Origin of the sequence: Allobosea sp. TAF32 (assembly GCF_052113585.1) — a bacterium.
Taxonomy (GTDB): Bacteria; Pseudomonadota; Alphaproteobacteria; order Rhizobiales; family Beijerinckiaceae; genus Allobosea.
This window is the reverse complement of record NZ_JBFRDM010000005.1, coordinates 187,229-209,916: the sequence shown is the minus strand read 5'-3', so window position 1 is coordinate 209,916 and position 22,688 is coordinate 187,229. Positions and strand designations below refer to the sequence as shown.

Genomic DNA, 22,688 nt, shown 5'->3' with positions numbered 1-22,688 from the left:
CGCGCTCAACGGCGCGGTCCCGCGAGGAGTGCCCGGAGGCGCGCTGCTGCAAGTGCTCACCGGCTCGCTTCGGCCTGGCGCAAGGTGGAAGGTGCACAATGAAGATCACTCGGCGAACTGCAGCCTTCGGCGGCATAGGCGCACTGACAAGCGCGACGATGGGGCACTCGGCACTCGCCGAGCAAGGGGCCTTCCTCGGCATCGGCGAAGGCCTGGAGGATTTTTGGCTCGCGACCGACGCCTACATCTTCGGTTATCCGCTGGTCACCATGGAGATGACCCGGCGGATCATCACCAATGTGGCCGAGCCCGTGGGAACGCGGGGTCCGATGGGACATATCATCAAGCTGCGCAGCTATCCCGACGCGTCCTTCCGTGACGTCACTGCGCCCAACGCGGATACGCTTTACACCACCTCGTTCTTCGATGTCGGAAAGGAACCCTGGGTCCTCAGCGTTCCCGACATGAAGGGACGATACTTCCTGCTGCCGATGCTCGACGGCTGGACGACGGTCTTCCAGGTCCCGGGCAAGCGCACGACCGGCACCGGTGCGCAGACCTATGCGATCACCGGCCCCGGCTGGAAAGGCACTTTGCCGGACGGCGTGAAGGAATATAAATCCCTGACGAACATCGTCTGGCTGCTCGGGCGGATCTACTGCACCGGCACGCCCGAGGACTACGCGGCAGTCCACAAGCTGCAAGACGAGTTCAAGCTCGTTCCGCTCAGCGCCTACGGCAAGCCTTATACGCCGCAGCCCGGCAAGGTCGATCCGTCGATCGACATGAAGACCCCCGTGCGAGATCAGGTCAACCGCATGGATGCGGTGTCCTACTTCAAACTGCTCAGCGAGCTGATGAAGAGCAATCCGCCATCGGATGCCGATGCTCCCGAGCTGGCGCGGTTTGCGCGCATCGGCATCGTCCCGGGGCAGGACTTCGACGAGAGCAAATTCAAGGTCGACCTGGCGAAGCGCATCCCGGAAGTCGCCTTTGACAGGATCATGCTGCAATTCAAGATCAACAGGGCGATCAAGAACGAGAACGGCTTTGCCTTTACGACAAAGACCGGCATCTACGGAACCGACTATCTGATGCGGGCGCTTGTAACCGCCATCGGTCTCGGCGCCAATCGCCCCCAGGATGCAGTCTACCCAACCTCGCAACACGATGCCGCGGGCCGCAAATACAACGGGGCCAACAAGTACGTCATGCGCTTCCCCAAAGGGCATTTGCCGCCCGTGGAGGGGTTCTGGTCGCTGACCATGTATGACGACAAGTATTTCTTCGTGAACAACCCGCTCAACCGGTACTCGATCAGCCCCCGCGAGAACCTGCAATCCAATCCGGACGGCTCCACCGATCTGTATATCCAGCACGAATCGCCCGGCAAGGATAAGGAGTCGAACTGGCTCCCCGCGCCGGCCGGCGACTTCATCCTGATGCTTCGCATGTATTGGCCGAGCGAAACCGATCCGTCGATCATCAATGGAACCTGGACGATCCCCGCCGTCACGAAACAGACTTGAAAAGGTTACTGCAAAATTTCCTTAAGATAATTTCCGGCACAATTCTGTGAGGTGATTAAAATGAACGGAAAATTACTGTCTGCATCGCTCTTGGCGATCGTGCTTGCCACCCCCGCGGTCGCACAGACCATGCTGAGCTCGTATGCAGACGAGAATGGTTACATCGACGTGCAAAAATTGACCTGTGCGCAGCTGGCCGGTACGTTTCAAGAAGACGCCGACATGCTGACGACTTGGTACAGCGGGTGGTACAATGGCCTTGCGCGAAAGCACATGCTCAACGTCAAGCGTGGAAAAGAGGCGGAGCACGAGGTCATTCAATACTGCAAGGCCAATCCGAACAAGCGCGTGATCGAGGCCATCGCCGTCGTGTTCAAGGATATGCGCGTCGAGCGCGGCATCGAGATGAAGCCTTAATTCGAAGGCGCTGCCCTTCCGCTGACTATCCGGGCCGGATTACCGGCCCGGCCCATGATCCGAACTCAAAAAAGGGGCGATCACAATGACATCACTTCGATTGATTGGTTCGGTCGTCTTGGCGAGCGCCATTCTCACCGGCTGTCAAACGTCGCAATCGCGGCAAGAGCAACTCGCCACGATCTGCGCAGACCCTGCCAACAGGCAACCCCAGACGGCCTATTTTTCGGAATGCCAGACCCTTTACCCGTCCTCGAATCGGGCTCTACAAAGGAACTACCGACTCGGCGCACCCACGGGCGATTAAGGGCAACTGCATTGACTCTCAGCGCCAAACATTGCGGGCTTTCCATCCTTGTCGCCCTGACCCTCGGCAGCGCGAGGGCCGAGGCTGCTGATTTGCCGCCCCCGGCCCCGCCTGTGCCGCCTGCCATGACATCGGCATGGACGTTCCGCTTCACCCCCTATGGTTGGCTCACATCCCTCAACGGAAATCAGACCGTAAAGGGGAGAACCGCCAAGGTCTCGGCAAGCTTCATCGACATCGTCGACGCCACCGCGGGAAATGGCGGCACGCTCGTCGGTCTGATGGGGGATTTGGAGGCCCGCAACGGGCCCCTGGCGTTCTACGGCAATTTCGTCTGGACAAAACTCGGCATAGACCGCAGCAACGTCAGGTCGCGCGGTGTGGTGCCGGGGGTGACCGGCACGGTCGGGACCTCAGGCGATATGAGCGTCTCAATGGCAACGCTCGAGGTCGGCTCCGCATACGAGGTCGCACGCTTCGGTTCTGTGGGGTTTGATGTCCTGGGGGGCGCACGCTACTGGTATCAGCGCGCCGAGCTGTCGTTTGACCGCGCGACGACAACCGACATCGGCGATCTCAGTTTTGCGCGCAACCTGGCCATTGCCCGTTCCGGTTCGGTGGACTGGCTAGACGGCTTTGTCGGCGCCCGCATGCGGGTCGCCGTGGCTCCCGGGCAGGAATTGCTTCTGCGCGGCGATATCGGCGGGGGCGGCAGCAAGTTCTCTTGGCAGGCCATCGCAGCCTATAGTTTCGATTTTGCCGAGAAGAACGGCGTCACCTATTCCGGCATCATCGGCTACCGCGCGCTCTACGTCGACTACGAGCAGGGAGAGGGGCGTCGACGCTACGCGTTCGATATGCTCCAGCATGGACCGGTCGTGGGGCTCAGCCTGCGGTTCTAGGCACAAGAGAGCCGTTCGGATGCGAGAGCCAGTGAGCCGCGCGGCCTGATGGGAACGGATGATGCGATTTGGCCTGTCGATGCAGGCAATCTCGGCCGGTCGCGTCGACCTCACTCCTTGCCGGTTTCGCGATCTCCATCCGCCAGGGGATGGAGATCGCGCACCATGCTCTTCAGCCTCTCGTCGAGGACATGTGTATAGATCTGCGTCGTCGCGATATCGGCGTGGCCGAGCAATTCCTGCACAACCCTCAGATCGGCGCCGTTCTGCAGCAGATGGCTGGCGAAGGCGTGGCGCAGCACGTGCGGGCTCAGAGCCGGAGCTGAAAGCCCTGCCGCTCCGCCCAGCGTCTTGAGATCGCGCGCGAAGACCTGCCGCGTCAGGTGCCCGCTCTCGCCATCGGACGGAAAGAGCCAGCGCCCATCGGCCAGCCCCGCCTCCGCCAAGGCCGTCAGCCAGTCCCGCGCGGCCTGGCGCGCCGCCTCGTTCAGCGGCACCAGCCTTTCCTTGTCGCCTTTGCCGCGCACGATCAGGAAGCGTTCGCGCGTCGTCGCCGCCGAGCGTGGCAGTGCGATCAGCTCGGAGACGCGCAGGCCCGTGGCATAGAGCATCTCGACGAGGCAGCGCATCCGCAAGGCCTTCAGTCGCGCGGCGGGTGTCGGCCCTTCCTGCAGACAGGCGATCCGCGCGGCTTCGAGCAGCCGGTCGACATCGCCGACGGAAACGACCTTCGGCAACGGCCTCCCCTGCCTCGGCCCGGATATCGCTGCGGTCGGGTCGGTCCCCGCGAGACCTTCGGTGTAGAGGAAGCGGTGGAACTGCCTGACGGCGGACAGCCTGCGCGCGGCGGACGAGGCCTTGAGCCCGCGCTCCGAAAGATCCACCAGCCAACCGCGAATGTCCTCGGGCGTCGCGTCCCCCGGCGCCTTGCCGCCGAGGGATTCGAGATAATCCTCGACATCGCGCTCATAGGCCTCGAGCGTGTTGCGCGCCGCGCCGCGCTCGGCCGCCAACATGTCGAGGAAGGCATTCAGCCGCTGGCGCGCCAGGCGGCTCATTTCGGCTGCAGTTTCGCGGGCGGTACGATCTCGACCATCTCGCGCTGCACCGGCTGGACGAAAGTCACAAGCGCAATCATGCCCCCGAAGATCAGACCGGCGATGATCGCGACGAAGGCGAGGAAACGGAATAACGTCGGCACGTCGGGCGGACTTTCGCAATCGCGCGATCTTGGGCCGAGTTACTATCCGCGATGCCGTCCACATCGCGCAAGGGCTGGCACGCCACAGCTGCGCGCAAAGCGCGGCCAAAAAGCCATGACGAAGGCATGACGTGGCCGGCAGCCGCGTGCTACAGGCCCTTCCAAGGAAAATAGATTGATGACCGCCGCTGCCACCATCGCCGCCCCGGACATGGCCGATCTCCGCACCGCCCTCGGCGGGCGCGCCATCGTGCTCGTCGGCATGATGGGCTCCGGCAAGAGCTCGGTCGGGCGCCGGTTGGCCTCGCGGCTCGGCATGCCCTTCATCGACGCCGATGTGGAAATCGAGACGGCGGCCCGCATGACGATCCCCGAGATATTCGAGCAACGCGGCGAGGCCGAGTTCCGCCAGGGCGAACGGCGCGTGATCAGCCGGATCCTCGAGACGCAGTCGCCCGTCGTGCTGGCGACCGGCGGAGGCGCCTTCATGAATGCCGAGACGCGCGAGCGGATCAAGCAGTTCGGTATCTCGGTGTGGCTCAAGGCCGAGCCGGACGTGCTGATGCGCCGCGTCCGCAAACGCTCGAATCGTCCGCTGCTCCAGACCGCCGATCCGGAGGCGACGCTGCGCCGGATGCTGGCCGAGCGCGAGCCCGTCTATGCCCTCGCCGACCTGACCATCCTGTCGAGCGACGAGCCTCACGAAATCGTGGTCGGCGACACCATTGCCGCATTGAACGGCTATCTGCGCCTGACGGCCGGAGAATAAACGTCATGAACGCCACCCTGACCGAGAAGGCCGGCGCGCGCATCGTCGTCCCCGTCGCGCTCGAAGGCCGCGCCTACGACATCCATATCGGCCGCCACCAGCTCTGCGAGGCGGCGGCTCTGATCGCCGCCTTCGCGCCGGGAGCAAGGGCTGCCCTCGTTACCGATACGAGCGTCGCCGCCCTGCACGGCGCCGCCTTCGAGACGTGCCTGCGTCAGGAGGGCATCACTGCGACCCGCATCACCATCCCCCCGGGCGAGGGCTCGAAGTCCTATGCCCAGTTCATCGCGCTCTGCGACGCGCTGCTGGCGGCGAAGGTCGAGCGCAACGACCTCGTCATCGCCTTCGGCGGCGGCGTTGTCGGTGACCTCACCGGCTTTGCCGCAGCCGTGCTCCGGCGTGGCGTGCGCTTCGTCCAGGTGCCGACCACCTTGCTGGCTCAGGTCGATTCCTCCGTCGGCGGCAAGACCGGCATCAACTCGCCGCATGGCAAGAACCTGATCGGCGCCTTCCACCAGCCGGCGTTGGTGATCGCCGATACCGCCCTGCTGGACACGCTGAGCGAGCGCGAGTTCAAGGCCGGCTATGCCGAGGTGGTGAAGTACGGGCTGATCGACGATCCCGCTTTCTTCGACTGGTGCGAAGCCAACTGGAACCGCGTCATCGCCGGCGGCCCGGAGCGCGACCATGCCGTCGCCGTCTCCTGCCGCGCCAAGGCGGCGATCGTCGCCCGCGACGAGCGCGAGGAGGGCGACCGCGCCCTGCTCAATCTCGGCCACACCTTCGCCCATGCGCTGGAGCGGCTGACAAACTACGACTCCAGCCGGCTCGTCCATGGCGAGGCTGTCGCCATCGGCCTGGCGCTCGCCTTCCGCTTCTCGCAGCGCCTCGGGCTCTGCTCCGGCCAGGACGCCGTGCGGGTCGCGCGTCATCTCGACCATGTCGGCCTGCCCAGCCGTCTGCAGCAGGTGCCGGGCGGGGCGGGCAGCGCCGATCAGATCGTCGAGGCCATGGCGCAGGACAAGAAGGTCAAGCGCGGCGTGCTGACCTTCATCCTCGCCCGCGGCATCGGCAAGAGCTTCATAGCGCCGGGAGTCGCGACCGATGAGGTCCGCAGCTTCATCGAGGCCGAACTGGCGGCCTGACCGGGGTCAGGCCAGCCCGGCCTTGGCAAGGAAATCTGTTGCGCGATAGCCGGGCGCCACGCCCTTCACGATCATCGTCGCGCCGCGCGAATTCTCCGTCCTGAGCGGCAGGATCTCGCGATAGGCTGGTGAAGCGTACCAGGCGCGCGCTCGCTCCATATCGGGAAAGGCGATGATCACGAGATCGCCCGGCCATGGCCCCTCGACGATCTCGGGCGTCGCGCCATGAAGCAGGAACTGGCCTTCATAGGGCACAAGCGTCGCGTCGATGCGCTTGATGTAGTCGATGATCTCGGGCCCGAGGCGCACATCCTGCAGATGGGCGATGGCGTAGGCGGTCATGATCGTCTCCCTGGCAGCCGTCTAAGGGCCGGCCGTTGCAAGAGACCATGACGCGCTGCGCGGCGCGGGTCGATTACCTGCGGGGTTATCGCACGCCGGTCAGGGGCTGAACACCAGTACGAGGAAGACGAAGAACACGGCGAGATGCACCGCCCCTTCCAGCATCGTGGTGCGGGTGCCGGTGAAGGTCAGCGTCGAGAGCAGCAGCGTCATGGCGGCGATCACCATGTTCGTCGCCGACAGGCCGAGCACGACCGGCTGGCCGGTGAAGACACCGATCAGCAGCACCGCGGGCACGGTCATGCCGAGCGTCGAGGCCGCCGCGCCCAGGCACAGATTGACCGCGCGCTGGAGCTGATTGGCTGTGATCGCCCGCAGTGCCGCGATGCATTCCGGCGTGAACACCACCATCGCGATCAGGATGCCGCCGAGCGCCGCCGGGGCGCCGAGCTGAGCGATGCCGAAATCGAGCACCTTCGCCAGGCTTTTCGACAGGATGACGATCGGCAGGATGTTGGCAAGCAGCAGGCCGACGCGCGGCAGCAATTCACCCACGGAAGACGGCGAAGCCGCCCCTTCTTCCGCTGCAGCCGATGCCGACGCCGGCTTGCCGTCCTCCTCGGGTTCCCGGAAGAACATGCTGTGCCGGCCCGTCTGGAGCGCAAGGAAGGCGCCGTACAGGGCGACCGTGAAGATCGAAAAGGCGATCGCCTGGAACGAGGTCAGCGTCCCGTCCGGCGTCGAGGTCGTGAAATTCGGCAGGAAGAGCGGGATCACGGTCAGCGGGATGATCACGGCCAGATAGGACGTGGCGCCCTTGAGATTGTAGCGCTGCTGGAAATGCCTGAGTCCACCGATGAGCAGGCCGACGCCGACCACGCCGTTGAGCACGATCATCAGCACCGCGAACATCGTGTCGCGGCCGAGCGTCGGCGCGCCTTGCGCGCCCAGCATGACGGCGCCGACCAGCGCCACCTCGATGATGACGATCGATAGGGTCAGAAGCAGCGTGCCATAGGGCTCGCCGAGCCTTTCGGCCAGTTCCTCGGCCTCATGCACCACGCCGAAGGACGACCAGACGATGATACCGAGCAGCCAGAGGAAGAGAAGCAGCGACGGCAGCGGCCCGCCAAGCTGACCGAGCAAAGTGTCGCCGAACAGCAGGAAGGCGGCAACCGAAGCCCAGGCACAGGCAAGGCGAAGGATCATCATCGTCGTCGTCACACGGAAGTTCTGTTGCGGGAAGGGCGCGACCTAATAAGCGGGAAAGGCGACATCGGCGCAACGGCTGATGTCGCATGCGCTCCTTCGCGAAGGGCCTTCCAAGAGCCGGCGGCGTATCAGCCGGCGGTGATTTTTTGCGCCAGCGGACTGACGTCGCTTTCGGTGAGCGGCGCGGGATTGTCGCTGACGAGATACTGCGCCCGCGCCAGCGCCGCGAAGCGCCCGCCCTTGGCGACGAGCTCGTCGAAGGTGCCCATCTCCTCGACCTGCCCCTGCTCGAAGACAAGGATACGGTCGGCATTGCGGATCGTGGCGAGTCGATGCGCGATGACGAAGGTGGTGCGCCCCTTCATCACCTCGTCCAGCGCCTTCTGCAGCTTCACCTCGGTCGCGGCGTCGAGCGCCGAGGTGGCTTCGTCGAGGATCAGGATCGGCGGGTTCTTGAGCAGCGCGCGGGCGATCGAGATTCGCTGCCGCTCGCCGCCGGAGAGCGTGCGCCCGCGCTCGCCGACGAGAGTGTCGAGGCCATCGGGCTGGCGCGCCATCACCTCGCTCGCCTGGGCCCGGTCGAGCGCCTGCATCAGCTCGGCATCGGTAGCTTCCGGCTTGCCGACCAGCAGGTTCTCGCGGATCGATCGCGCGAACAGCATCGGCTCCTGGAAGACGACGCCGATATTGCGTCGCAGCGAGAGCAGCGAGATGTCGCGTATGTCCAGGCCGTCGACCGTGATCCGCCCCGACTGCGGATCGAAGGCACGGTGCAGCAGCCCGAGCGTGGTCGATTTGCCCGAGCCGGTCGAGCCGACGACCGCGATCGTCTCGCCAGGCCGCACCGAGAAGGAGACGTCGCGCACCGCGGTGCGCTTGCCGTCATAGGAAAAGGAGACGTCCTCGAAGGCGACGGCGCCGCTGAGCCGGCCGGGGTCCGGAGCGTTCGGCGGGTCGCGCACGGTCGGCAAAGTGTCGAGCACCTCGAAGAAATCGCGCATCTTCGGCGCCTGCATGAAGATGAAGTTCACGAAGGCGACGATCTGTTCGAGGCGCCCGACCAGCATCGTCGCGAAACCCATGAAGGTGACGATCTCACCGACGGTGGTCTGGCCGTGCATCAGGAGCCAGGTGCCGACGATGAAGATCGCGAGCACCGTCAGCGTGGCCGAGGCCCGCGTCGCGACATTCGCCACCGCCCACCAGGACAGCACCGGCAGCTGCGCATTGAGGAGGTTCGTGATGGTCGAGCGCAGGCCGCGCACCTCGGCCTCGATGCGTGTGAAACTCTGGATCACCGGCACATTGCCGAGCGCATCCGAGGCCCGTTCGGCCAAGCTGGAATGATACGCTTCGACATTGCGCTGGAGTCGGTCGGTCCGGCGCAGCACGAAGGCCGTCAACGCCCCGAACAGGATGACGAGCGCGATCAGCAGCAGGCCGAGCTGCCAGTTCTTCCAGACGGTGAAGGGCAGCAGCACGAACAGCGCGACGATCGAGGCGCAATGCTCGCGGAAAAAGGAGAGCCAGAGCGCCCACATCGCGCTGGCGCCGTCGAGCATCACCTTGAGCACGCGGCCCGAATGGGTCTGCGTGTGATAAGCGAGCGGCAAGGTCAGCGCATGTTCGAAATACTGGGCCATCACGGCGAGCCGGCGGCGATGGGCCAGCCTGTCGGCATGGAGCGCAACGAAGACGCCGAGCCCGATATTGGTGAGGCCGAAGCCGACCCAGGCAAGGATGAGATAGTCGATGCTGTCCCAGCTCAGCTTGCCGCCGGACGCCTGGATCGTGGTCAGCCGGTCGATCAGCGTGCCGAAGAGCATCGGTTCCGCGAAGGCGACCGCGGCCAGCAGCACATTGGCCAATGCCAGGACGAGGCCCAGCCGCCTTTCGGGGCCGAGTTCGCCGAGGACACGGGCATAGAGCGAAAGAAGCGACATCGCTCCGAGCTTTAGCCGAATGGGCGCGGCGGGCAAGCGGTCAAGCTCAACGCCTCCTTCGAGAGCTGATCATTATCGTTAACCCAGGTCTCGGATGCCGAACAAGATCGCCATCTCCGGCCACAGCGCGACGCCGCGTCCGGGCACCGCGCCGGAAGGCGATCTCTGGGGTCTCTCGATCACCCGCGCCAATGCCGTCCGCGAAATCCTCGCCAATGCCGGAGTGCCGAACGAGCGCTTCTTCTAACCGCCGCGTCGGCATCGTGCTCCGCGCCGACGCGCCGGCACTGCCGAATGGCCCCAAGCCCTGAGCGCGGAAGGCGAGCCCGTCATTCTCGGGCTTGACCCGAGAATCTCATTACGAAAGGGCACTGGTTCCCGAGTTGCTGGGGTCAAGCCCGAGCATCTCGGAACACCTCGACCAACGCCTCCGCCGTCACTTCCCCCATCGCCATCGCCAGCTTGTAGGCCCGGGTCTTCTTGCCGGGCTCCATCACCAGGATCACCGTCTCGGTGCCCGGACAGGCGGGATCGGCGCAGAGAATCTCGTTGACGGCAATCGCCGTGGTCTCGGATAGGCCGAGCAGTTCCGTGACCTGCGCCTTCAATCGCTCGGCCGCAGCCTTCGCTTGGGCTTTTGCGTCGCCGCCCTTGCGGGCCTCGCTCTTGCCGAAAAGCCCGAAGCGCATGCGGTTCTCAGCTCGGCAGAACGAGCACGCCGGCGGCACCGTCCTCGGCGCCGAAGGCGAGCCGCTTGCCGGCCTTGTCCCAGGTGAAAGCGCTGATGCCGCTGTCGCGCTCCGCGGGCCGCGCCAGCAATTCGGAACCGTCGGTCAGTCGGACCAGCAGGATGCAACCATCGTCATAGCCGATCGCCAGCACCAGAGCGCCCGGATGGAACGCGACGCGGGTGACGCGGGCGCGGCGCACGCCGCATTCGCGCGGCGCCTTGCCCTGCGGCCCATCGCCCTGGAACGGCCAGACGATCGCGCCGTCCGCCCCGCTGGAGGCGAGCCAGAGCCCGTCATGCGACCATGACAGCGAGCGGGGCTTGGCCGGATAGCCGGTCATCCTCATATGGCCGGGCTTGTCGCCGAGCTTCCAGCCATGCAGCGCATTCTCCTGCATGGAGCTGACGACGAAACGCCCATCCGGCGACCATGCGAGGTCGAGATGCGAGCCCTTCCATTCAAGGAACTCGGGTTTCGCCTCGGTGTTGGGATACCAGAGCGAGACGCCGTTCATCTGGGCGATGGCCAGGCGGTAGCCCTTCGGCGCAAAGACCAAGCCCTGCGGCGTGCTCGCCGCTTCCAGCGTGCGGATGCGGCCCTTCTCGTCGCGGGCATGCACGGTCTTGCCGGTGTTCCAGGCGAGATTGCCCGAGGCCGTAAGCGTGATCGCGTCGATCCAGCGGCGCTTGGGGTCTTTCGCCAGCTCCTCCGGCTCGCCCTCGATCCGGGTCGCGACGACGCGCCCGTCATCGCCGCCCGAGATCAGCCTTTCGCCATCGCCGGTCGCGCAGAGGATGCCCCCCGCATGAGCCTCGACCATGTCGGTCGCGCCGTCGCGCCAACGCAGCACGCGCCCGTCGGCAAGCGCGAGCGCGAGCCCCTGTTTCAGCCAGCGGGCGGCGACGACATGCGCCTCCGCATCAATCGGAGTGACATGCTCGCGCAGCGAGACGGGTTGGGTCATCGTCGTCATGACGCGGCTTTAACTCAGGCCGCGCAGGCTTCAAACCCCCTGCGCAATTCGTTCTCGTTGAGACCGCGTCCGATGAAGACGAGGCGGCTCTCGCGCTTCTCGCCATCCTTCCAATCACGCTGCAGATCGCCGTCCAGGATCATGTGCACGCCCTGGAAGACGAAGCGGCGCGGCTCGTTCTTGAAGGCGAGGATGCCCTTTGAGCGCAGGATGTTCGGTCCCTGGATCTGGGTGAGGTCGTTGATCCACGGCATGAACTTCTCGGGATCGACCTCGCCCGGAATGGTCAGCGAGATCGAGCGGACATCCTCGGCATGATGGTGATGGTGGCCGGCCTCGAGGAAGTCCGGCTCGATGTCGAGAATGCGGTCGAGGTCGAAGGCGTTGCGGTCGAGCAAAGCAGCGATATCGACATTGGCGCGCTCGGCCTTGTGCAGCTTGGCGTAGGGGTTGATGGCGCGGATCGCCGCCTCTACCTCCGCGAGCTCCTCCGGCGTCACCAGATCGGTCTTGTTGAGGATGATGACGTCGGCGAAGGCGATCTGGTTCTTCGCCTCCGGCGCGTCCTTCAACCGGTCCTTCAGCCACTTCGCGTCGGTCACGGTCACCACCGCGTCGAGACGGGTGGCGTCGCCGACATCCTGATCGACGAAGAACGTCTGCGCGACCGGCGCGGGATCGGCGAGGCCGGTGGTCTCGACGATGATCGCGTCGAACTTGCCCTTGCGCTTCATCAGCCCGTCGAGAATGCGGATCAGGTCGCCGCGCACGGTGCAGCAGATGCAGCCATTGTTCATCTCGAAGATTTCCTCATCGGCACCGACGATGAGGTCGCCATCGATGCCGGCCTCGCCAAACTCGTTGACGATGACGGCGAACTTCTTGCCGTGGTCCTCGGTCAGGATGCGATTGAGGAGCGTGGTCTTGCCGGCACCCAGATAGCCGGTGAGCACCGTGACGGGGATTTTTTCGGACATGGTCTGACCTGCTGCGTTCAAAACGATTCCGGACCGAAAACAAATCCGCGTCCGTCATCCCGGCCGAAGCGCCGGGATCCATCATAGCGCGGCAACGCCCTTCGATGGATCCCGGATCGGCGCCGCTGACGCGGTTGGTCCGGGATGACGGTGTGGTTCCTGCGGATTTGGTTCTCAGGCCGGGCCGGCGGCGAGCGCCTTCTCGATCTCGCTTATATTGTGCTTCATCATGTCGATGTAAGTCCCCGCCGGGCCCGAGGCGTCGGAAAGCGCATCGGAGTAGAGCGTGCCGCCGATCTTCGCGCCGCTCTCCCGCGCGATCTGCTCGATAAGGCGGGGATTGCTGATATTCTCCAGGAACACCGCAGGCACCTTCTGCGCCTTCACCTGGCGGATGATGCTGGCGACATCCTTGGCCGAGGCCTCGGATTCGGTCGAGACGCCCTGGGGGGCGATGAAGGCGATGCCATAGGCCTTGATGAAGTAGCCGAAGGCGTCGTGGGTGGTGATCGCCCGGCGCCGATCGGCCGGGATGCGCGCGACCGCCGCCTTCACCTCACCCTCGACCACGTCGAGCCTGGCGAGATAGGCCGTGGCATTGGCGTCATAGCTCGCCTTGCCGGCCGGGTCGGCGGCGCCGAGCGCATCGCGGATATTGGCGACATAGACGCGGGCATTGGCGATGCTCTGCCAGGCATGCGGATCGTCATGGCCGTGGTCGTGCCCGCCTTTGCCGGATCCTCGGGCCTCGTGCCCTTCCTCGGCCGCCTCGATCGGCTTGATGCCCTTTGTAGCGGTGACGAGCGGGGCCTTCGTGCCGGACGACTTGATCAGCCGCGGCAGCCAGCCTTCGAGATGCAGGCCGTTGATGAAGACGAGTTTCGCCGCCGCGATGGCCTTCGCATCCGCCGGGGTCGGCGAATAGACATGGGCGTCGCCATTCGGCCCGACGAGCGAGGTCACGCTGACCCGCTCGCCGCCGACCTGCTTCACGAAATCGGCCAGCACCGAGAAGCTCGCCACCACCGGCAGCTTCGTGCCCTGCGCGTTCTCCTGCGCGAAAGCGGCGGCGGGCAGCGTGGCGAGGGCGAGCCCCGCGAACAGATAGGCGGCAAGGCTGCGACGGCTGGGCATGAAAGTCTCCGCTCGAATTGAAACGATATAACGTTTCTAGCGTTCGAGATGTGGCCGGATCAAGGCGCGCCGCGCAAGACCGCCCTGCGACCCCAGCAGGAGCGAGAGCAGATAGAGCACGCCGGCGGCCAGGATGATCGCCGGCCCGGCCGGCAGGCTCGAGCCCGCCGCATAGGACACCACCAGCCCGGCATAGCCCGCGACGATGCCGAATCCGGTCGCCAGCAGCAGCAACCGGGTGATGTCGGCCGTCCAGAAGCGGGCGGCCGCGGCCGGCAGCATCATCATGCCGACGGCGAGCAGCGTGCCGAGCGCATTGAAGCCGGCGACGAGGTTGAGCACGACGAGGGCGAGGAAGGTCAGGTGCACGAATCCGCCGGAGCGGCTGACCGAGCGCAGGAAGCCGGGATCGACGCATTCCAGCACCAGCGGCCGGTAGAGCGCCGCCAGCGCCGTGAGCGAAACGGTCGCGACACCGGCGAGCAGGATCAGCACGCCGTCGTCGAGCGCGAGCACATTGCCGAAGAGGACGTGCAGCAGGTCGATCGCCGAGCCGCGCAGGGAGACGATGGTGACCCCGAGCGCCAGCGAGATCAGGTAGAAGGCGGCGAGCGAGGCGTCCTCCTTCAACACCGTCGCGCGCGCCACAGCGCCAGCGGCGAGAGCCACCGCAAAGCCGGCCGCGAGCCCGCCGATCGTCATTGCCGGCAGCGAGAAGCCGGCGACGAGGTAGCCCAGCGCCGCTCCGGGCAGGATCGCATGGGCCATGGCATCGCCGGTCAGGCTCATGCGCCGGAGCATCAGGAAGACGCCGATCGGCGCGCCGGAGACCGACAGCGCCGTCACGCCGACGAGCGCGCGGCGCATGAAGTCGAACTCGGCGAAGGGGCCGATGAGGAGATCGTAGAGCACGGGTGCGCCTGTTCCGTCTGTTTCCTCAGCCCTCGTCCGGAGGAGCCGCGAAGCGGCATCTCGAAGGAAGTTTCAGCGTGGACTGGAGCATCGTTCGAGACGCAGGCCGAAGGCTGTTCCTCAGGGTGAGGGCTTGATCATTTACGCTGCGTCGCGTTGGCAGGGTGCAGCGTGGCTGTCGAAAGCCTCGACCATGCGGCGCGCCTTCAGCAGGTTCTCTGGCGTCAGCACCGCGCCGGTCTCGCCCCAGGCGACGACCTCGCGCGCCAGCAGCAGCGTCCGCGGAAAGGCTTGCCGCACCGTTTCGATATCGTGCAGCACGGCGACGACCGTGCGGCTCTCGCCATGCCAGCGCTGCACCAGTTCCAGCAGATCGGCAGTGGTACGCGCATCGATGGCGGTGAACGGCTCGTCAAGCAGGATGATTTCGGCGTCCTGCAGCAGAAGCCGCGCGAACAGCGCCCGCTGCATCTGCCCGCCGGACAGCGTGCCGATCGGCCGGCGCTCGAAGCCGGTCAGGCCCACAGCCGCGATGGCATGCTCGACCTTGTGCGCGGCCCCTGCGCCGATGCGGCCGAAGATGCCCGCCCGGTTCCACAGCCCCATGGCGACGAGGTCGTAGACATGGATCGGGAAGGAGCGGTCGAGATCGGCCGATTGCGGGAGATAGGCGAGCCTCTTGCCTTTGGCGAGCGCAACACCGCCGGACAGCGGCGCGAGTGCGCCTGCGATGCCCTTGAGCAAGGTGGATTTGCCGGCCCCGTTCGGCCCGACGATGGCGGTCAGGCTCCCGGCCTCGATCTCGCCGGAGAGGTGATGCACCGCCGGATGGCGGTCATAGCCCAGCGTCAGGTCGTTCAGGCGAATGGCGGACATCAACGCTACTCGATCAAAGGATCACGGCCAGCGTCGCCAGCCACAGCAAGGCGACGACGAACCCGGCAAGCCCCAGCCGCGCCGGCGCGGACATCCGCAGCAGCGAAAAACCGGGCCCGATCGCCACGGCATGGGAGTGATCATGGTTCTGCGACGGCATGCGCACTGGTATAATGTTACATTACGCGCAAAGCAATGGCAGCCGGCATGGCCTCCACGAAATCACGGCAAAGGCGCTTGCACTGGGCAAAATTTTGTACTTTATTTGTTCTCATCGGGCCGGGGGGCTTATCATGACGTTGCCAGTGCTTTTGGTCGCGGGCGCGACCTTGCGTGATCTCTTGCGCTTTCCGCTGCGCCATCCCTTGATGGTTCTGGTTGCAACCATATGTGCGATCCCGATCAACTATCGGCTCGTGCTGGTGGATTTGGCCGGGCAGGACGCGCCATCGCTCCAGAATTTCGGGGCGTCGTGGCTGCTGAGTGTTTTGTCGGCGATCCTATGGCTGCCCCTTTGCCTCCTCGCAATACGGGAGGTCGTCTCCGGGAGGGCTGTGGATTTCCGGATCGGCGCGCCTTCAGTCGCGAGCCTGCGATATGGCGCTTATAACATCGTGGCGCTCTCGATCATGTTGGTGATTTCAAGCAGCGTCCCGACATCTCCCGTCATCATGGTTGCGAAGTTGGTTTTCGCGATAGTGTTGAGTTGGCTGCTACTGAGGACGACGCTGGCGTTCAGCGCCCTCGCGCTCGGAAGGCAGGATCTAGGGCTCGCTCAATCCATCGCGAGAACGGGCGGCCTGACATGGCGGCTCCTGGCGGTCGTCGCCTTGCCGGTGGCCGCGACAATGGCGGGCATAGTCGGAATCATGATCGCCATGACAGGCGGCATGGATGTCGCCGATGGCGACGCCTACATTTATCCGCTCACCTTCGCGGGTGTCGCGAGCCAGGGGGTCGTTGTCGGCATTGCGATCGCCGGGGCGCATGTCTATCGCCTGCTGGATGGCACCGTTCCTCAGAACGGGAGATACTGGTAGAGCCAAGTCTCGGTCAGCACCGTCTCGCCGGCCTTGAGATAGCAGCGCAACTCGACCGGTTCGCTGCCGCCCACGGCAAGATCGAACTGGGCGCGCCAGTGGCCGGGGATATCGTCGGGCATCGCCTCGGCGAAGATGTAGGAGAAGCTGCCGCGCGAGGCCGAAAGCACCACCTCCGGCTTCACCCCGAAGGGGATCGTCTCCAGCGCCGAGCCGAGGAACTCGACCATGAACTTGCGCACGCCCTTGGGGCGCGCTGTTCCGGGCTGGCCGCCATTTCCCAGCCGTGTCGCGACAACCCGGCCGAGCGTCGTCGGAAACGGTTCGTCGGCGAGCCAGTGCAGCGTGTAGCGGTAGTTGTACGAACTGCCTGCTCTAGCCGAGGCCTCCGGCACCCACATCGCGACGATGTTGTCGTGGATTTCGTCATCGGTCGGGATCTCGATCAGCTGGACGGAGCCCCTGCCCCACTCGCCTTCCGTCTCGACCCAGAGGCTCGGGCGGCGCTCGTAGAATACGCCGTCGAGATAGTGCTCGGCTTCGCGATCGCGCTGCATCAGCCCGAAGCCGCGCGGATTGTTGTCGACGAAGGCCGAGGCGATGGTGCGCGGCGGATTGTTGAGCGGCCGCCAGGCGCGCTCGCCCGGCCCCGTCCAGAGCGCAAGCCCGTCGGAATCATGGACCTCCGGGCGCCAATCGATCGCCGTCGGCTTCAACGTCTCGGAATACCAGAACATCGAGGTCAGCGGCGCGATGCCGAGCCGCTCGACATCCTTGCGCAGATGGATCGAGGTTTCGATCTCCATGGTGACGCCCTTGCCGCGATGCATGCGGAAGCGATAGGCGCCCGCCACGCTCGGCCCCGAGAGCAGCGCATAGACAGTGACATATTCGGCGCCGTCCTTGGGCGTCTCCAGCCAGATATGGGTAAAGTCGGGGAATTCCTCCGACCGGCCGGCGACTGCCGGGTCGATGGCGAGGCCACGCGCCGAGAGGCCGTATTGATAGAGCTCGCCGATGGCACGGAAATAGGACGCGCCGAGGAAGGCGACCCAGTCGTTTTTCTTCCAGTCGAGCGTCTCGCCCTTGCGGCCGGGATGGCCACTGCGGCTTTCCTGGAAGCGGAAGCCGGCGAAACCGGCCCCGGTCGGCAGCCCGCGCGCCGGCGAGTCGGCCGGCATTTCGAAATAGCTCTCGTCGTAGATGATCTCGCGCGCTCGGCCAGCCTCGACGACATGCATCCGCACCGGCTTCTGGAAATAGCGGCCGAGATGGAAGAAGGTCACCGGCCAGGGCGACGGTCCGTTCGCCCACAGCGCCATCTCCGGCTTGAACCTGATCTTGCCGTGCGCGTCGTAATCGATCCGCTGCAGCACGTCCGGCCGCGGGCTCGGCGGCGGCTGGTAAGCCTGCGCGGCCATCTGCTTCGCCCGCACCTTCAACACCTCGAAGGTGAAATCCTCGGCCTCTCCAAGTTTGAGCCCTTGCTGAGCCAGCGCCTCTGGCGTGAACCCCAACGCCGCCAGCGTCGCCGTGGCACCCGCACCTGCGAGAAGAGTCCGTCGGTCGAGGCGAGGCCCCTGGCTGCTACCCTGCTCGGCACGGTCGTGCATGTCGTTCCTGTCAGCTCGTTGCTCGGATGCACCGGCCCCCGTCCCCAGGAGGGCGGGCGCCGGTGCAACCCCAGAGATAGGCAGCCGATCATGGCGAAACCAGTCCGCGGGCTTGGGCTAAAGACGGAACGCGGCAGACCCGGTTGAGCTTTCCCTTTCGTCGGCACCGTGCTCTAAAAACGCGATCAATCGGCCGGATGAGCCGAAGCGACGTTCAGGGAGATGTCATGAAAGCACTGTTCCGCAACAATCGTCTGGCCGGCTTCGCCGCCGCCGTCCTCATAGCTGCGGCTCCCGCGGCCGCTCGCGCCGAGGAATTCGTCAACATCCTGACCGGCGGCACCTCCGGCGTCTATTATCCGATGGGCGTCGCGCTCTCGAAAATCTACGGCGAGAAAGTCCCCGGCACCCGGCCGACCGTTCAAGCGACGAAGGCCTCGGTCGAGAATCTCGTGCTGCTGCAGCAGGGCAAGGGCGAGATAGCCTTCACCCTCGGCGATTCGCTCGATGCCGCCTGGAAGGGCGAGGAAGAAGCCGGCTTCAAGGCACCGCTGAAGAAGCTGCGCGGCGTTACCGCGATCTATCCGAACTACGTCCAGATCGTCGCCTCGAAGGATAGCGGCATCAAGACGCTGGCCGACCTCAAGGGCAAGCGCCTCTCGGTCGGCGCGCCGAAGTCCGGCACCGAGCTCAATGCCCGCGCCATCCTCGCCGCCGCCGGCATCACCTACAAGGATCTCGGCAAGATCGAGTACCTGCCCTTCGCCGAGTCGGTCGAGCTGATGAAGAACCGCCAGCTCGACGCCACCCTGCAATCGGCCGGGCTCGGCGTCGCTTCGCTGCGCGACCTCGCAACCTCCGTCGAGATCACAGTCGTGGAGGTGCCGGCCGCGACGGTCGACAAGGCGGGTTCTCCCTTCATCAAGGCGACCATCCCGGCCAATACCTATACCGGCCAGAGCGCGCCGGTTCAGACCGCGGCGGTCGTCAACTACCTTGTGACGCATGAGGGCGTGAAGGAAGACCTCGTCTACCAGATGACCAAGGCGATGTACGAGAATCTGGGCGACCTCGCCGCCGCTCATGCGGCCGGCAAGGCGATCAAGCTGGAAACCGCGCTGGAAGGCATGCCGATCCCGCTGCATCCGGGCGCCGCGAGGTACTTCAAGGAAAAGGGCCTGAAGGTCGGCTCCTGAGCCGCCTGAAAAGCCGTAGTCGCGGGCGGGGCCTCGGGGCCTCGCCCTTTTGTCTGGCGGGTGGACCCAGCGCATGAGCGAAGACAAGCATAAGCCCCTGGTCGTGCCGGATACCGGCGGCGTCCCTGTCGAGACGCAGCAGCCGATCGTCGATCCCGAGCACGGCCTGCCGCCCGGCTTCGGCCCGGGCTGGCCCGGACGCCTGCTGTTTTGGATCGCGGTAGCGTTCTCGCTCTTCCAGATCGCAACCGCCTTCAACGTCCCGCTCGATCATCGCTTTGCCGGCGTCGACATCATCGATCTGCTGCGCGCCACCATCGTTCTCTGGTTCGTCGCGATCCTGGCCCAGGCCGCACGCGGCAGGGCCTGGGCCGAGATGCTGCTGGCCTGGATTCCGATGGCGGTCGTCGTCGAACTGCTCGCGCGGTTCGGCGGTTCGGTGCCCAACCAGATCCTGCGCACCCTTCATGTCGGGATGCTCTGCCTGGTGGCTGGCGGCCTGCTTGCCCAGCACAAGAGCCATTCGCGCATGAGCGCAGCGATTGGCTGGGCGCTGGCCATCGCCGGCTTCGGCATCGGCCTCTATCACTGGTTCTTCTACGAGGATCTGGTCGCCCGCGCCGGCGAGGTCACGCAGGCCGATCTCGTTGTAGGCATCGCCGCGATCGCCGTCCTCTTCCTGATCTGCTGGCGTTTCATGGGCCCGGCCCTCCCGATCGTCGCCGGCCTGTTCCTCGCCTATTGCCTGCTCGGCAACTACCTGCCCTCGCCGCTGAACCACCGCGGCTACTCGCTGGAGCAGGTGATCGAGCATATGTCGTTCGGCACCGAGGGCATCTACGCGACGCCGACCGGCGTCTCGGCGACCTTCATCTTCCTGTTCATCCTGTTCGGATCATTCCTGGAGCGGGCGGGCATGATCCAGCTCTTCACCGACGTCGCGATGGGCCTGTTCGGCAGCGCCCGCGGCGGCCCGGCCAAGGTCGCGGTCTTCTCTTCGGCGCTGATGGGCACGATTTCGGGGTCCGGCGTCGCCAACGTCGTTTCGACCGGCCAGTTCACGATTCCCCTGATGAAGCGCTTCGGCTATCGCGCCGCCTTCGCCGGCGGCGTCGAGGCGACGGCCTCGATGGGCGGCCAGATCATGCCGCCCGTGATGGGCGCCGTCGCCTTCATCATGGCCGAGACCATCGACGTGCCCTATGCCGCCGTGGTCCAGGCCGCCATCGTCCCCGCCATCCTCTACTACGCCGCGGCCTTCCTCGCCGTGCATCTCGAAGCCGGCAAGCGGGGGCTTATCGGCATGCCCCGCTCGGCATTGCCGAGCGCGGGCAAGGCCCTGACCGAGAAATGGTATCTGATCCTGCCGCTCGCAGTGCTCGTCTACCTGCTCTTCGCAGGCTACACGCCGCTCTTCTCGGGTTCGGTCGGCCTTGCGCTCACCGTCGTCCTCATCCTCGGCGGCTCGTTTGCGCTGGGCATCGGGCCGGTCGCCGTGCGCGTGCTGTTCTGGGTCGGGCTTGGCCTGCTCTGCGGGCTGTTCTTCTGGTACGGCATCCTCGTCATCGTCGCGATGGTCGTCGGTCTCATCCTTGCGAACCTCTTCAGCAAGGGCGGCGCGGAGACGGTCGCAGCCTGCCGCGAGGCGCTGGCCGATGGCGCGCGTCAGGCGATCCCCGTCGGCGTCGCCTGCGCGATCGTCGGCATCGTCATCGGGACGATGACCCTCACCGGTGTGGGCACGATCTTCGGCAATGCGGTGGTCGCTGTCGGACGGGATTCGCTGTTCCTCGCGCTGATCCTGACGATGGTCGTCAGCTTGATCCTCGGCATGGGCATCCCGACGATTCCGAACTACATCATCACCTCCTCGCTGGCCGCGCCGATCCTGCTCAAGCTCGGCGTGCCGCTGATCGTCAGCCACATGTTCGTCTTCTATTTCGGGATCATGGCGGATCTGACGCCGCCGGTCGCGCTTGCCGCCTTCGCGGCGGCACCGATCGCCAAGGAGTCCGGCTTCAAGATCGGCTTCCAGGCTATCAAGATCGCAATGGCCGGCTTCGTGATCCCGTTCATGGCCGTCTACGACCCCGCCCTGATGTTGCAGCCGGTGCAGGGCCTGAGCGGCTTAGCCTATACGGGCGCGGCTACCTACATCATCGGCAAGGCGCTGCTCGCCATCTTCCTATGGGGCGCGGCCACGATCGGCTTCATGAAACGCGATCTGGTGGTGTGGGAGCGGCTGCTGTCCGCCGCAGCCGCCTTATCCCTCGTTCTGGCCCTGCCGGTCACCGACGAGGTCGGCTTTGCGCTCGCGGCATTGATGATCGGCCAGCATCTATGGCGCGCGCGCGGCGCACCTGCCATCGCATGAGCCTGTGCCTCGCGGCCGGCGCGCTCGTCGTCGTGCTCGGCCGCGGCGAAATCACGCTGGGCTGGCGCCATTCGGTGCAGAAGACGCTGTGGGAGGAGGTCTGGCGGGAAACGCCCGCCGGGCTCGAAATCGTCGAGGCCCGCATCGAAGGCTCGGGGGCCGGCATGGACCCGCCCGACGGCGCGAAGCTGATCGACGGCTTCTGGCGCTGGCGCCCGGCTCTGCCGCCGCAGAAGGAGGTGGTGATGCGCCGTTCGGGCGCGACCGCCGACTGGCGCCTCTGCAGCGCCGGTCGGTGCCGTTCCATGGGAGACTACATGCCTGCCGAGGCCGACCCGGTCACGTTGAAGATTTGCGATTGAACGGCACCGTTATTCTCGGGCGCAGCAGAGCGAAGACCCGAGAACATCAGGACGGGAAGGCTCTGGTTTCCGAGATGCTCAGGCCGATCCCGAGCATGACGCTGTCTCAGTCGACCTCGGTCAGGTGCTCGATCTTGAGCATCCGCCGCATCAGGTTGAGCAGACCGTAGGCCGCGAAGACCGAGAAGATCGCCATCATGATGTATTCGAAGATGGCGCCGAGATCGAACAGGCCAGCCAGCGCCCAGCCGGCCGCCAGCGCCACGCCGAAGAGCTCGACGGCGATCAGGATCCCGAACGAGGAGACCATGATCAGGTTGCGCCAGTTCATATGCCGTCCGGCCATGCTGTCCTTCCTTCACGCGCAGGCCGCCTCACGCCGCCATGCGCCCTAGGCACCTAGCGGAGCTTGCCGCCCCATGCAACAAATTCGCGCTCCGAGAGGCTGTTATGAACCATGGAAGGGGATTGGATGAGGTCAAAACGGCAGAGATGGGAGGAGCATTGCGCCGCCGATACCGCTGGTATCGGCAAGCGATGGGACGCTGCAGCTCTGCCGTTTTCACCTCACCCGCAGGGCGCGCCGCTTTTGCGCGACTGCAACGTCGTTCTTCGTAGCAAGCCGAAAGGCTTGCGTCCTCGAACTCCTTGCATTCGCGCAAAATCGCCTGCGTCAAATCCCCTTCCATGGTTCATAACAGCCTCTAGCCCGCAGATGGGCATGATTCCGGAG

General features: G+C 65.4%; 24 protein-coding genes. 10 read left to right on the top strand and 14 right to left on the bottom strand.

Annotated elements, in window-relative coordinates; all coding sequences use genetic code 11:
* Positions 1 to 98 precede the first annotated feature (98 nt).
* From AB4Z16_RS12765 to AB4Z16_RS12755, 3 genes are all read left to right on the top strand, one after another.
* Positions 99 to 1,529 carry a DUF1254 domain-containing protein gene (locus tag AB4Z16_RS12765; protein WP_441511720.1) on the top strand — a complete coding sequence of 477 codons (1,431 nt, stop codon included), beginning with the start codon at positions 99 to 101 and terminating at the stop codon, positions 1,527 to 1,529.
* A gap of 60 nt (positions 1,530 to 1,589) precedes the next feature.
* Complete coding sequence (locus AB4Z16_RS12760) at positions 1,590 to 1,946, top strand: HdeA/HdeB family chaperone (RefSeq protein ID WP_441511719.1); 357 nt, start codon at positions 1,590 to 1,592, stop codon at positions 1,944 to 1,946.
* 318 nt (positions 1,947 to 2,264) lie between these two features.
* Positions 2,265 to 3,155 carry a hypothetical protein gene (locus tag AB4Z16_RS12755; protein WP_441511718.1) on the top strand — a complete coding sequence of 297 codons (891 nt, stop codon included), beginning with the start codon at positions 2,265 to 2,267 and terminating at the stop codon, positions 3,153 to 3,155.
* A gap of 110 nt (positions 3,156 to 3,265) precedes the next feature.
* Here the strand turns inward: AB4Z16_RS12755 and AB4Z16_RS12750 are convergent, their stop codons facing one another.
* Together AB4Z16_RS12750 and AB4Z16_RS12745 are read right to left on the bottom strand one after the other, a co-directional pair.
* Entirely contained in the window at positions 3,266 to 4,213 is a 948-nt protein-coding gene (locus AB4Z16_RS12750) for a site-specific tyrosine recombinase XerD (RefSeq protein WP_441511717.1), read from the bottom strand.
* Positions 4,210 to 4,356 (bottom strand): histidine kinase, encoded by a 147-nt coding sequence (locus tag AB4Z16_RS12745; RefSeq protein WP_441511716.1) that lies wholly within the window; start codon positions 4,354 to 4,356, stop codon positions 4,210 to 4,212. Before AB4Z16_RS12745 ends, AB4Z16_RS12750 begins: the two co-directional genes overlap by 4 nt.
* A gap of 175 nt (positions 4,357 to 4,531) precedes the next feature.
* Between AB4Z16_RS12745 and AB4Z16_RS12740 the strand changes: the two genes are divergently transcribed.
* Both AB4Z16_RS12740 and aroB read left to right on the top strand, forming a co-directional pair.
* Complete coding sequence (locus AB4Z16_RS12740; protein WP_441511715.1) at positions 4,532 to 5,125, top strand: shikimate kinase; 594 nt, start codon at positions 4,532 to 4,534, stop codon at positions 5,123 to 5,125.
* 5 nt (positions 5,126 to 5,130) lie between these two features.
* Positions 5,131 to 6,270, top strand: a complete 1,140-nt coding sequence (gene aroB / locus AB4Z16_RS12735) for a 3-dehydroquinate synthase (RefSeq protein WP_441511714.1) — start codon at positions 5,131 to 5,133, stop codon at positions 6,268 to 6,270.
* Between the two features lie 6 nt (positions 6,271 to 6,276).
* Here the strand turns inward: aroB and AB4Z16_RS12730 are convergent, their stop codons facing one another.
* The 3 genes from AB4Z16_RS12730 to AB4Z16_RS12720 form a co-directional block, all read right to left on the bottom strand.
* Positions 6,277 to 6,612 carry a DUF1330 domain-containing protein gene (locus AB4Z16_RS12730; RefSeq protein WP_441511713.1) on the bottom strand — a complete coding sequence of 112 codons (336 nt, stop codon included), beginning with the start codon at positions 6,610 to 6,612 and terminating at the stop codon, positions 6,277 to 6,279.
* A gap of 99 nt (positions 6,613 to 6,711) precedes the next feature.
* A complete protein-coding gene (locus AB4Z16_RS12725) occupies positions 6,712 to 7,824 on the bottom strand; it encodes a calcium:cation antiporter (protein WP_441511712.1) in 1,113 nt (370 codons plus the stop codon).
* Positions 7,825 to 7,952: 128 nt separating this feature from the next.
* Positions 7,953 to 9,767 carry a glucan ABC transporter ATP-binding protein/ permease gene (locus tag AB4Z16_RS12720; protein ID WP_441511711.1) on the bottom strand — a complete coding sequence of 605 codons (1,815 nt, stop codon included), beginning with the start codon at positions 9,765 to 9,767 and terminating at the stop codon, positions 7,953 to 7,955.
* Between the two features lie 94 nt (positions 9,768 to 9,861).
* Between AB4Z16_RS12720 and AB4Z16_RS12715 the strand changes: the two genes are divergently transcribed.
* Positions 9,862 to 10,014 carry an OmpA family protein gene (locus tag AB4Z16_RS12715; RefSeq protein WP_441511710.1) on the top strand — a complete coding sequence of 51 codons (153 nt, stop codon included), beginning with the start codon at positions 9,862 to 9,864 and terminating at the stop codon, positions 10,012 to 10,014.
* Positions 10,015 to 10,159: 145 nt separating this feature from the next.
* Here the strand turns inward: AB4Z16_RS12715 and AB4Z16_RS12710 are convergent, their stop codons facing one another.
* The 7 genes from AB4Z16_RS12710 to AB4Z16_RS12680 form a co-directional block, all read right to left on the bottom strand.
* Positions 10,160 to 10,456, bottom strand: coding sequence for a hypothetical protein (locus tag AB4Z16_RS12710; protein WP_441511709.1), 297 nt, complete (start codon positions 10,454 to 10,456; stop codon positions 10,160 to 10,162).
* A 7-nt stretch (positions 10,457 to 10,463) separates the two neighbouring features.
* Positions 10,464 to 11,471, bottom strand: a complete 1,008-nt coding sequence (locus AB4Z16_RS12705) for a WD40 repeat domain-containing protein (RefSeq protein ID WP_441511708.1) — start codon at positions 11,469 to 11,471, stop codon at positions 10,464 to 10,466.
* A gap of 14 nt (positions 11,472 to 11,485) precedes the next feature.
* Entirely contained in the window at positions 11,486 to 12,448 is a 963-nt protein-coding gene (locus tag AB4Z16_RS12700; RefSeq protein ID WP_441511707.1) for a CobW family GTP-binding protein, read from the bottom strand.
* Between the two features lie 174 nt (positions 12,449 to 12,622).
* The gene (locus AB4Z16_RS12695; RefSeq protein WP_441511706.1) at positions 12,623 to 13,582 is read right to left on the bottom strand and encodes a metal ABC transporter substrate-binding protein; all 960 of its coding nucleotides are present in this window, start codon (positions 13,580 to 13,582) and stop codon (positions 12,623 to 12,625) included.
* A gap of 36 nt (positions 13,583 to 13,618) precedes the next feature.
* Positions 13,619 to 14,449 (bottom strand): metal ABC transporter permease, encoded by an 831-nt coding sequence (locus AB4Z16_RS12690; protein ID WP_441511867.1) that lies wholly within the window; start codon positions 14,447 to 14,449, stop codon positions 13,619 to 13,621.
* 186 nt (positions 14,450 to 14,635) lie between these two features.
* Positions 14,636 to 15,370: a zinc ABC transporter ATP-binding protein AztA gene (gene aztA / locus AB4Z16_RS12685; RefSeq protein WP_441511705.1), complete on the bottom strand. Its 735-nt coding sequence runs from the start codon at positions 15,368 to 15,370 to the stop codon at positions 14,636 to 14,638.
* Between the two features lie 13 nt (positions 15,371 to 15,383).
* Positions 15,384 to 15,530 carry a hypothetical protein gene (locus AB4Z16_RS12680; protein ID WP_441511704.1) on the bottom strand — a complete coding sequence of 49 codons (147 nt, stop codon included), beginning with the start codon at positions 15,528 to 15,530 and terminating at the stop codon, positions 15,384 to 15,386.
* 13 nt (positions 15,531 to 15,543) lie between these two features.
* Between AB4Z16_RS12680 and AB4Z16_RS12675 the strand changes: the two genes are divergently transcribed.
* Positions 15,544 to 16,410: a hypothetical protein gene (locus AB4Z16_RS12675; protein WP_441511703.1), complete on the top strand. Its 867-nt coding sequence runs from the start codon at positions 15,544 to 15,546 to the stop codon at positions 16,408 to 16,410.
* Here the strand turns inward: AB4Z16_RS12675 and AB4Z16_RS12670 are convergent.
* Positions 16,389 to 18,023, bottom strand: a complete 1,635-nt coding sequence (locus AB4Z16_RS12670) for an OpgD/OpgG family glucan biosynthesis protein (RefSeq protein ID WP_441511702.1) — start codon at positions 18,021 to 18,023, stop codon at positions 16,389 to 16,391. The two genes, AB4Z16_RS12675 and AB4Z16_RS12670, sit on opposite strands and share 22 nt — an antisense overlap.
* A gap of 227 nt (positions 18,024 to 18,250) precedes the next feature.
* Here AB4Z16_RS12670 and AB4Z16_RS12665 point away from each other — a divergent pair, with 227 nt between their 5' ends.
* The 3 genes from AB4Z16_RS12665 to AB4Z16_RS12655 all read left to right on the top strand — a co-directional run bounded on the left by AB4Z16_RS12665 (position 18,251) and on the right by AB4Z16_RS12655 (position 21,955).
* Positions 18,251 to 19,219: a TAXI family TRAP transporter solute-binding subunit gene (locus AB4Z16_RS12665; protein WP_441511701.1), complete on the top strand. Its 969-nt coding sequence runs from the start codon at positions 18,251 to 18,253 to the stop codon at positions 19,217 to 19,219.
* Positions 19,220 to 19,292: 73 nt separating this feature from the next.
* Positions 19,293 to 21,593 carry a TRAP transporter permease gene (locus tag AB4Z16_RS12660; protein WP_441511700.1) on the top strand — a complete coding sequence of 767 codons (2,301 nt, stop codon included), beginning with the start codon at positions 19,293 to 19,295 and terminating at the stop codon, positions 21,591 to 21,593.
* Positions 21,560 to 21,955 carry a DUF1850 domain-containing protein gene (locus tag AB4Z16_RS12655; RefSeq protein ID WP_441511699.1) on the top strand — a complete coding sequence of 132 codons (396 nt, stop codon included), beginning with the start codon at positions 21,560 to 21,562 and terminating at the stop codon, positions 21,953 to 21,955. Before AB4Z16_RS12660 ends, AB4Z16_RS12655 begins: the two co-directional genes overlap by 34 nt.
* 106 nt (positions 21,956 to 22,061) lie before the next feature.
* Here AB4Z16_RS12655 and AB4Z16_RS12650 read toward each other — a convergent pair whose 3' ends face one another.
* Positions 22,062 to 22,301 (bottom strand): hypothetical protein, encoded by a 240-nt coding sequence (locus AB4Z16_RS12650; protein ID WP_441469324.1) that lies wholly within the window; start codon positions 22,299 to 22,301, stop codon positions 22,062 to 22,064.
* Between the last annotated feature and the right edge of the window lie 387 nt (positions 22,302 to 22,688).

Coding starts and splice junctions, on each gene's coding strand:
- AB4Z16_RS12765 (WP_441511720.1), top strand. CDS start 99: ATGAAGATCACTCGGCGAACTGCAGCCTTCGGCGGCATAGGCGCACTG.
- AB4Z16_RS12760 (WP_441511719.1), top strand. CDS start 1,590: ATGAACGGAAAATTACTGTCTGCATCGCTCTTGGCGATCGTGCTTGCC.
- AB4Z16_RS12750 (WP_441511717.1), bottom strand. CDS start 4,213: ATGAGCCGCCTGGCGCGCCAGCGGCTGAATGCCTTCCTCGACATGTTG.
- aroB (WP_441511714.1), top strand. CDS start 5,131: ATGAACGCCACCCTGACCGAGAAGGCCGGCGCGCGCATCGTCGTCCCC.
- AB4Z16_RS12730 (WP_441511713.1), bottom strand. CDS start 6,612: ATGACCGCCTACGCCATCGCCCATCTGCAGGATGTGCGCCTCGGGCCC.
- AB4Z16_RS12725 (WP_441511712.1), bottom strand. CDS start 7,824: ATGATGATCCTTCGCCTTGCCTGTGCCTGGGCTTCGGTTGCCGCCTTC.
- AB4Z16_RS12720 (WP_441511711.1), bottom strand. CDS start 9,767: ATGTCGCTTCTTTCGCTCTATGCCCGTGTCCTCGGCGAACTCGGCCCC.
- AB4Z16_RS12715 (WP_441511710.1), top strand. CDS start 9,862: ATGCCGAACAAGATCGCCATCTCCGGCCACAGCGCGACGCCGCGTCCG.
- AB4Z16_RS12710 (WP_441511709.1), bottom strand. CDS start 10,456: ATGCGCTTCGGGCTTTTCGGCAAGAGCGAGGCCCGCAAGGGCGGCGAC.
- AB4Z16_RS12705 (WP_441511708.1), bottom strand. CDS start 11,471: ATGACGACGATGACCCAACCCGTCTCGCTGCGCGAGCATGTCACTCCG.
- AB4Z16_RS12700 (WP_441511707.1), bottom strand. CDS start 12,448: ATGTCCGAAAAAATCCCCGTCACGGTGCTCACCGGCTATCTGGGTGCC.
- AB4Z16_RS12695 (WP_441511706.1), bottom strand. CDS start 13,582: ATGCCCAGCCGTCGCAGCCTTGCCGCCTATCTGTTCGCGGGGCTCGCC.
- AB4Z16_RS12690 (WP_441511867.1), bottom strand. CDS start 14,449: ATGCGCCGCGCGCTCGTCGGCGTGACGGCGCTGTCGGTCTCCGGCGCG.
- aztA (WP_441511705.1), bottom strand. CDS start 15,370: ATGTCCGCCATTCGCCTGAACGACCTGACGCTGGGCTATGACCGCCAT.
- AB4Z16_RS12680 (WP_441511704.1), bottom strand. CDS start 15,530: ATGCCGTCGCAGAACCATGATCACTCCCATGCCGTGGCGATCGGGCCC.
- AB4Z16_RS12675 (WP_441511703.1), top strand. CDS start 15,544: ATGTTACATTACGCGCAAAGCAATGGCAGCCGGCATGGCCTCCACGAA.
- AB4Z16_RS12670 (WP_441511702.1), bottom strand. CDS start 18,023: ATGCACGACCGTGCCGAGCAGGGTAGCAGCCAGGGGCCTCGCCTCGAC.
- AB4Z16_RS12665 (WP_441511701.1), top strand. CDS start 18,251: ATGAAAGCACTGTTCCGCAACAATCGTCTGGCCGGCTTCGCCGCCGCC.
- AB4Z16_RS12660 (WP_441511700.1), top strand. CDS start 19,293: ATGAGCGAAGACAAGCATAAGCCCCTGGTCGTGCCGGATACCGGCGGC.
- AB4Z16_RS12655 (WP_441511699.1), top strand. CDS start 21,560: ATGGCGCGCGCGCGGCGCACCTGCCATCGCATGAGCCTGTGCCTCGCG.
- AB4Z16_RS12650 (WP_441469324.1), bottom strand. CDS start 22,301: ATGGCCGGACGGCATATGAACTGGCGCAACCTGATCATGGTCTCCTCG.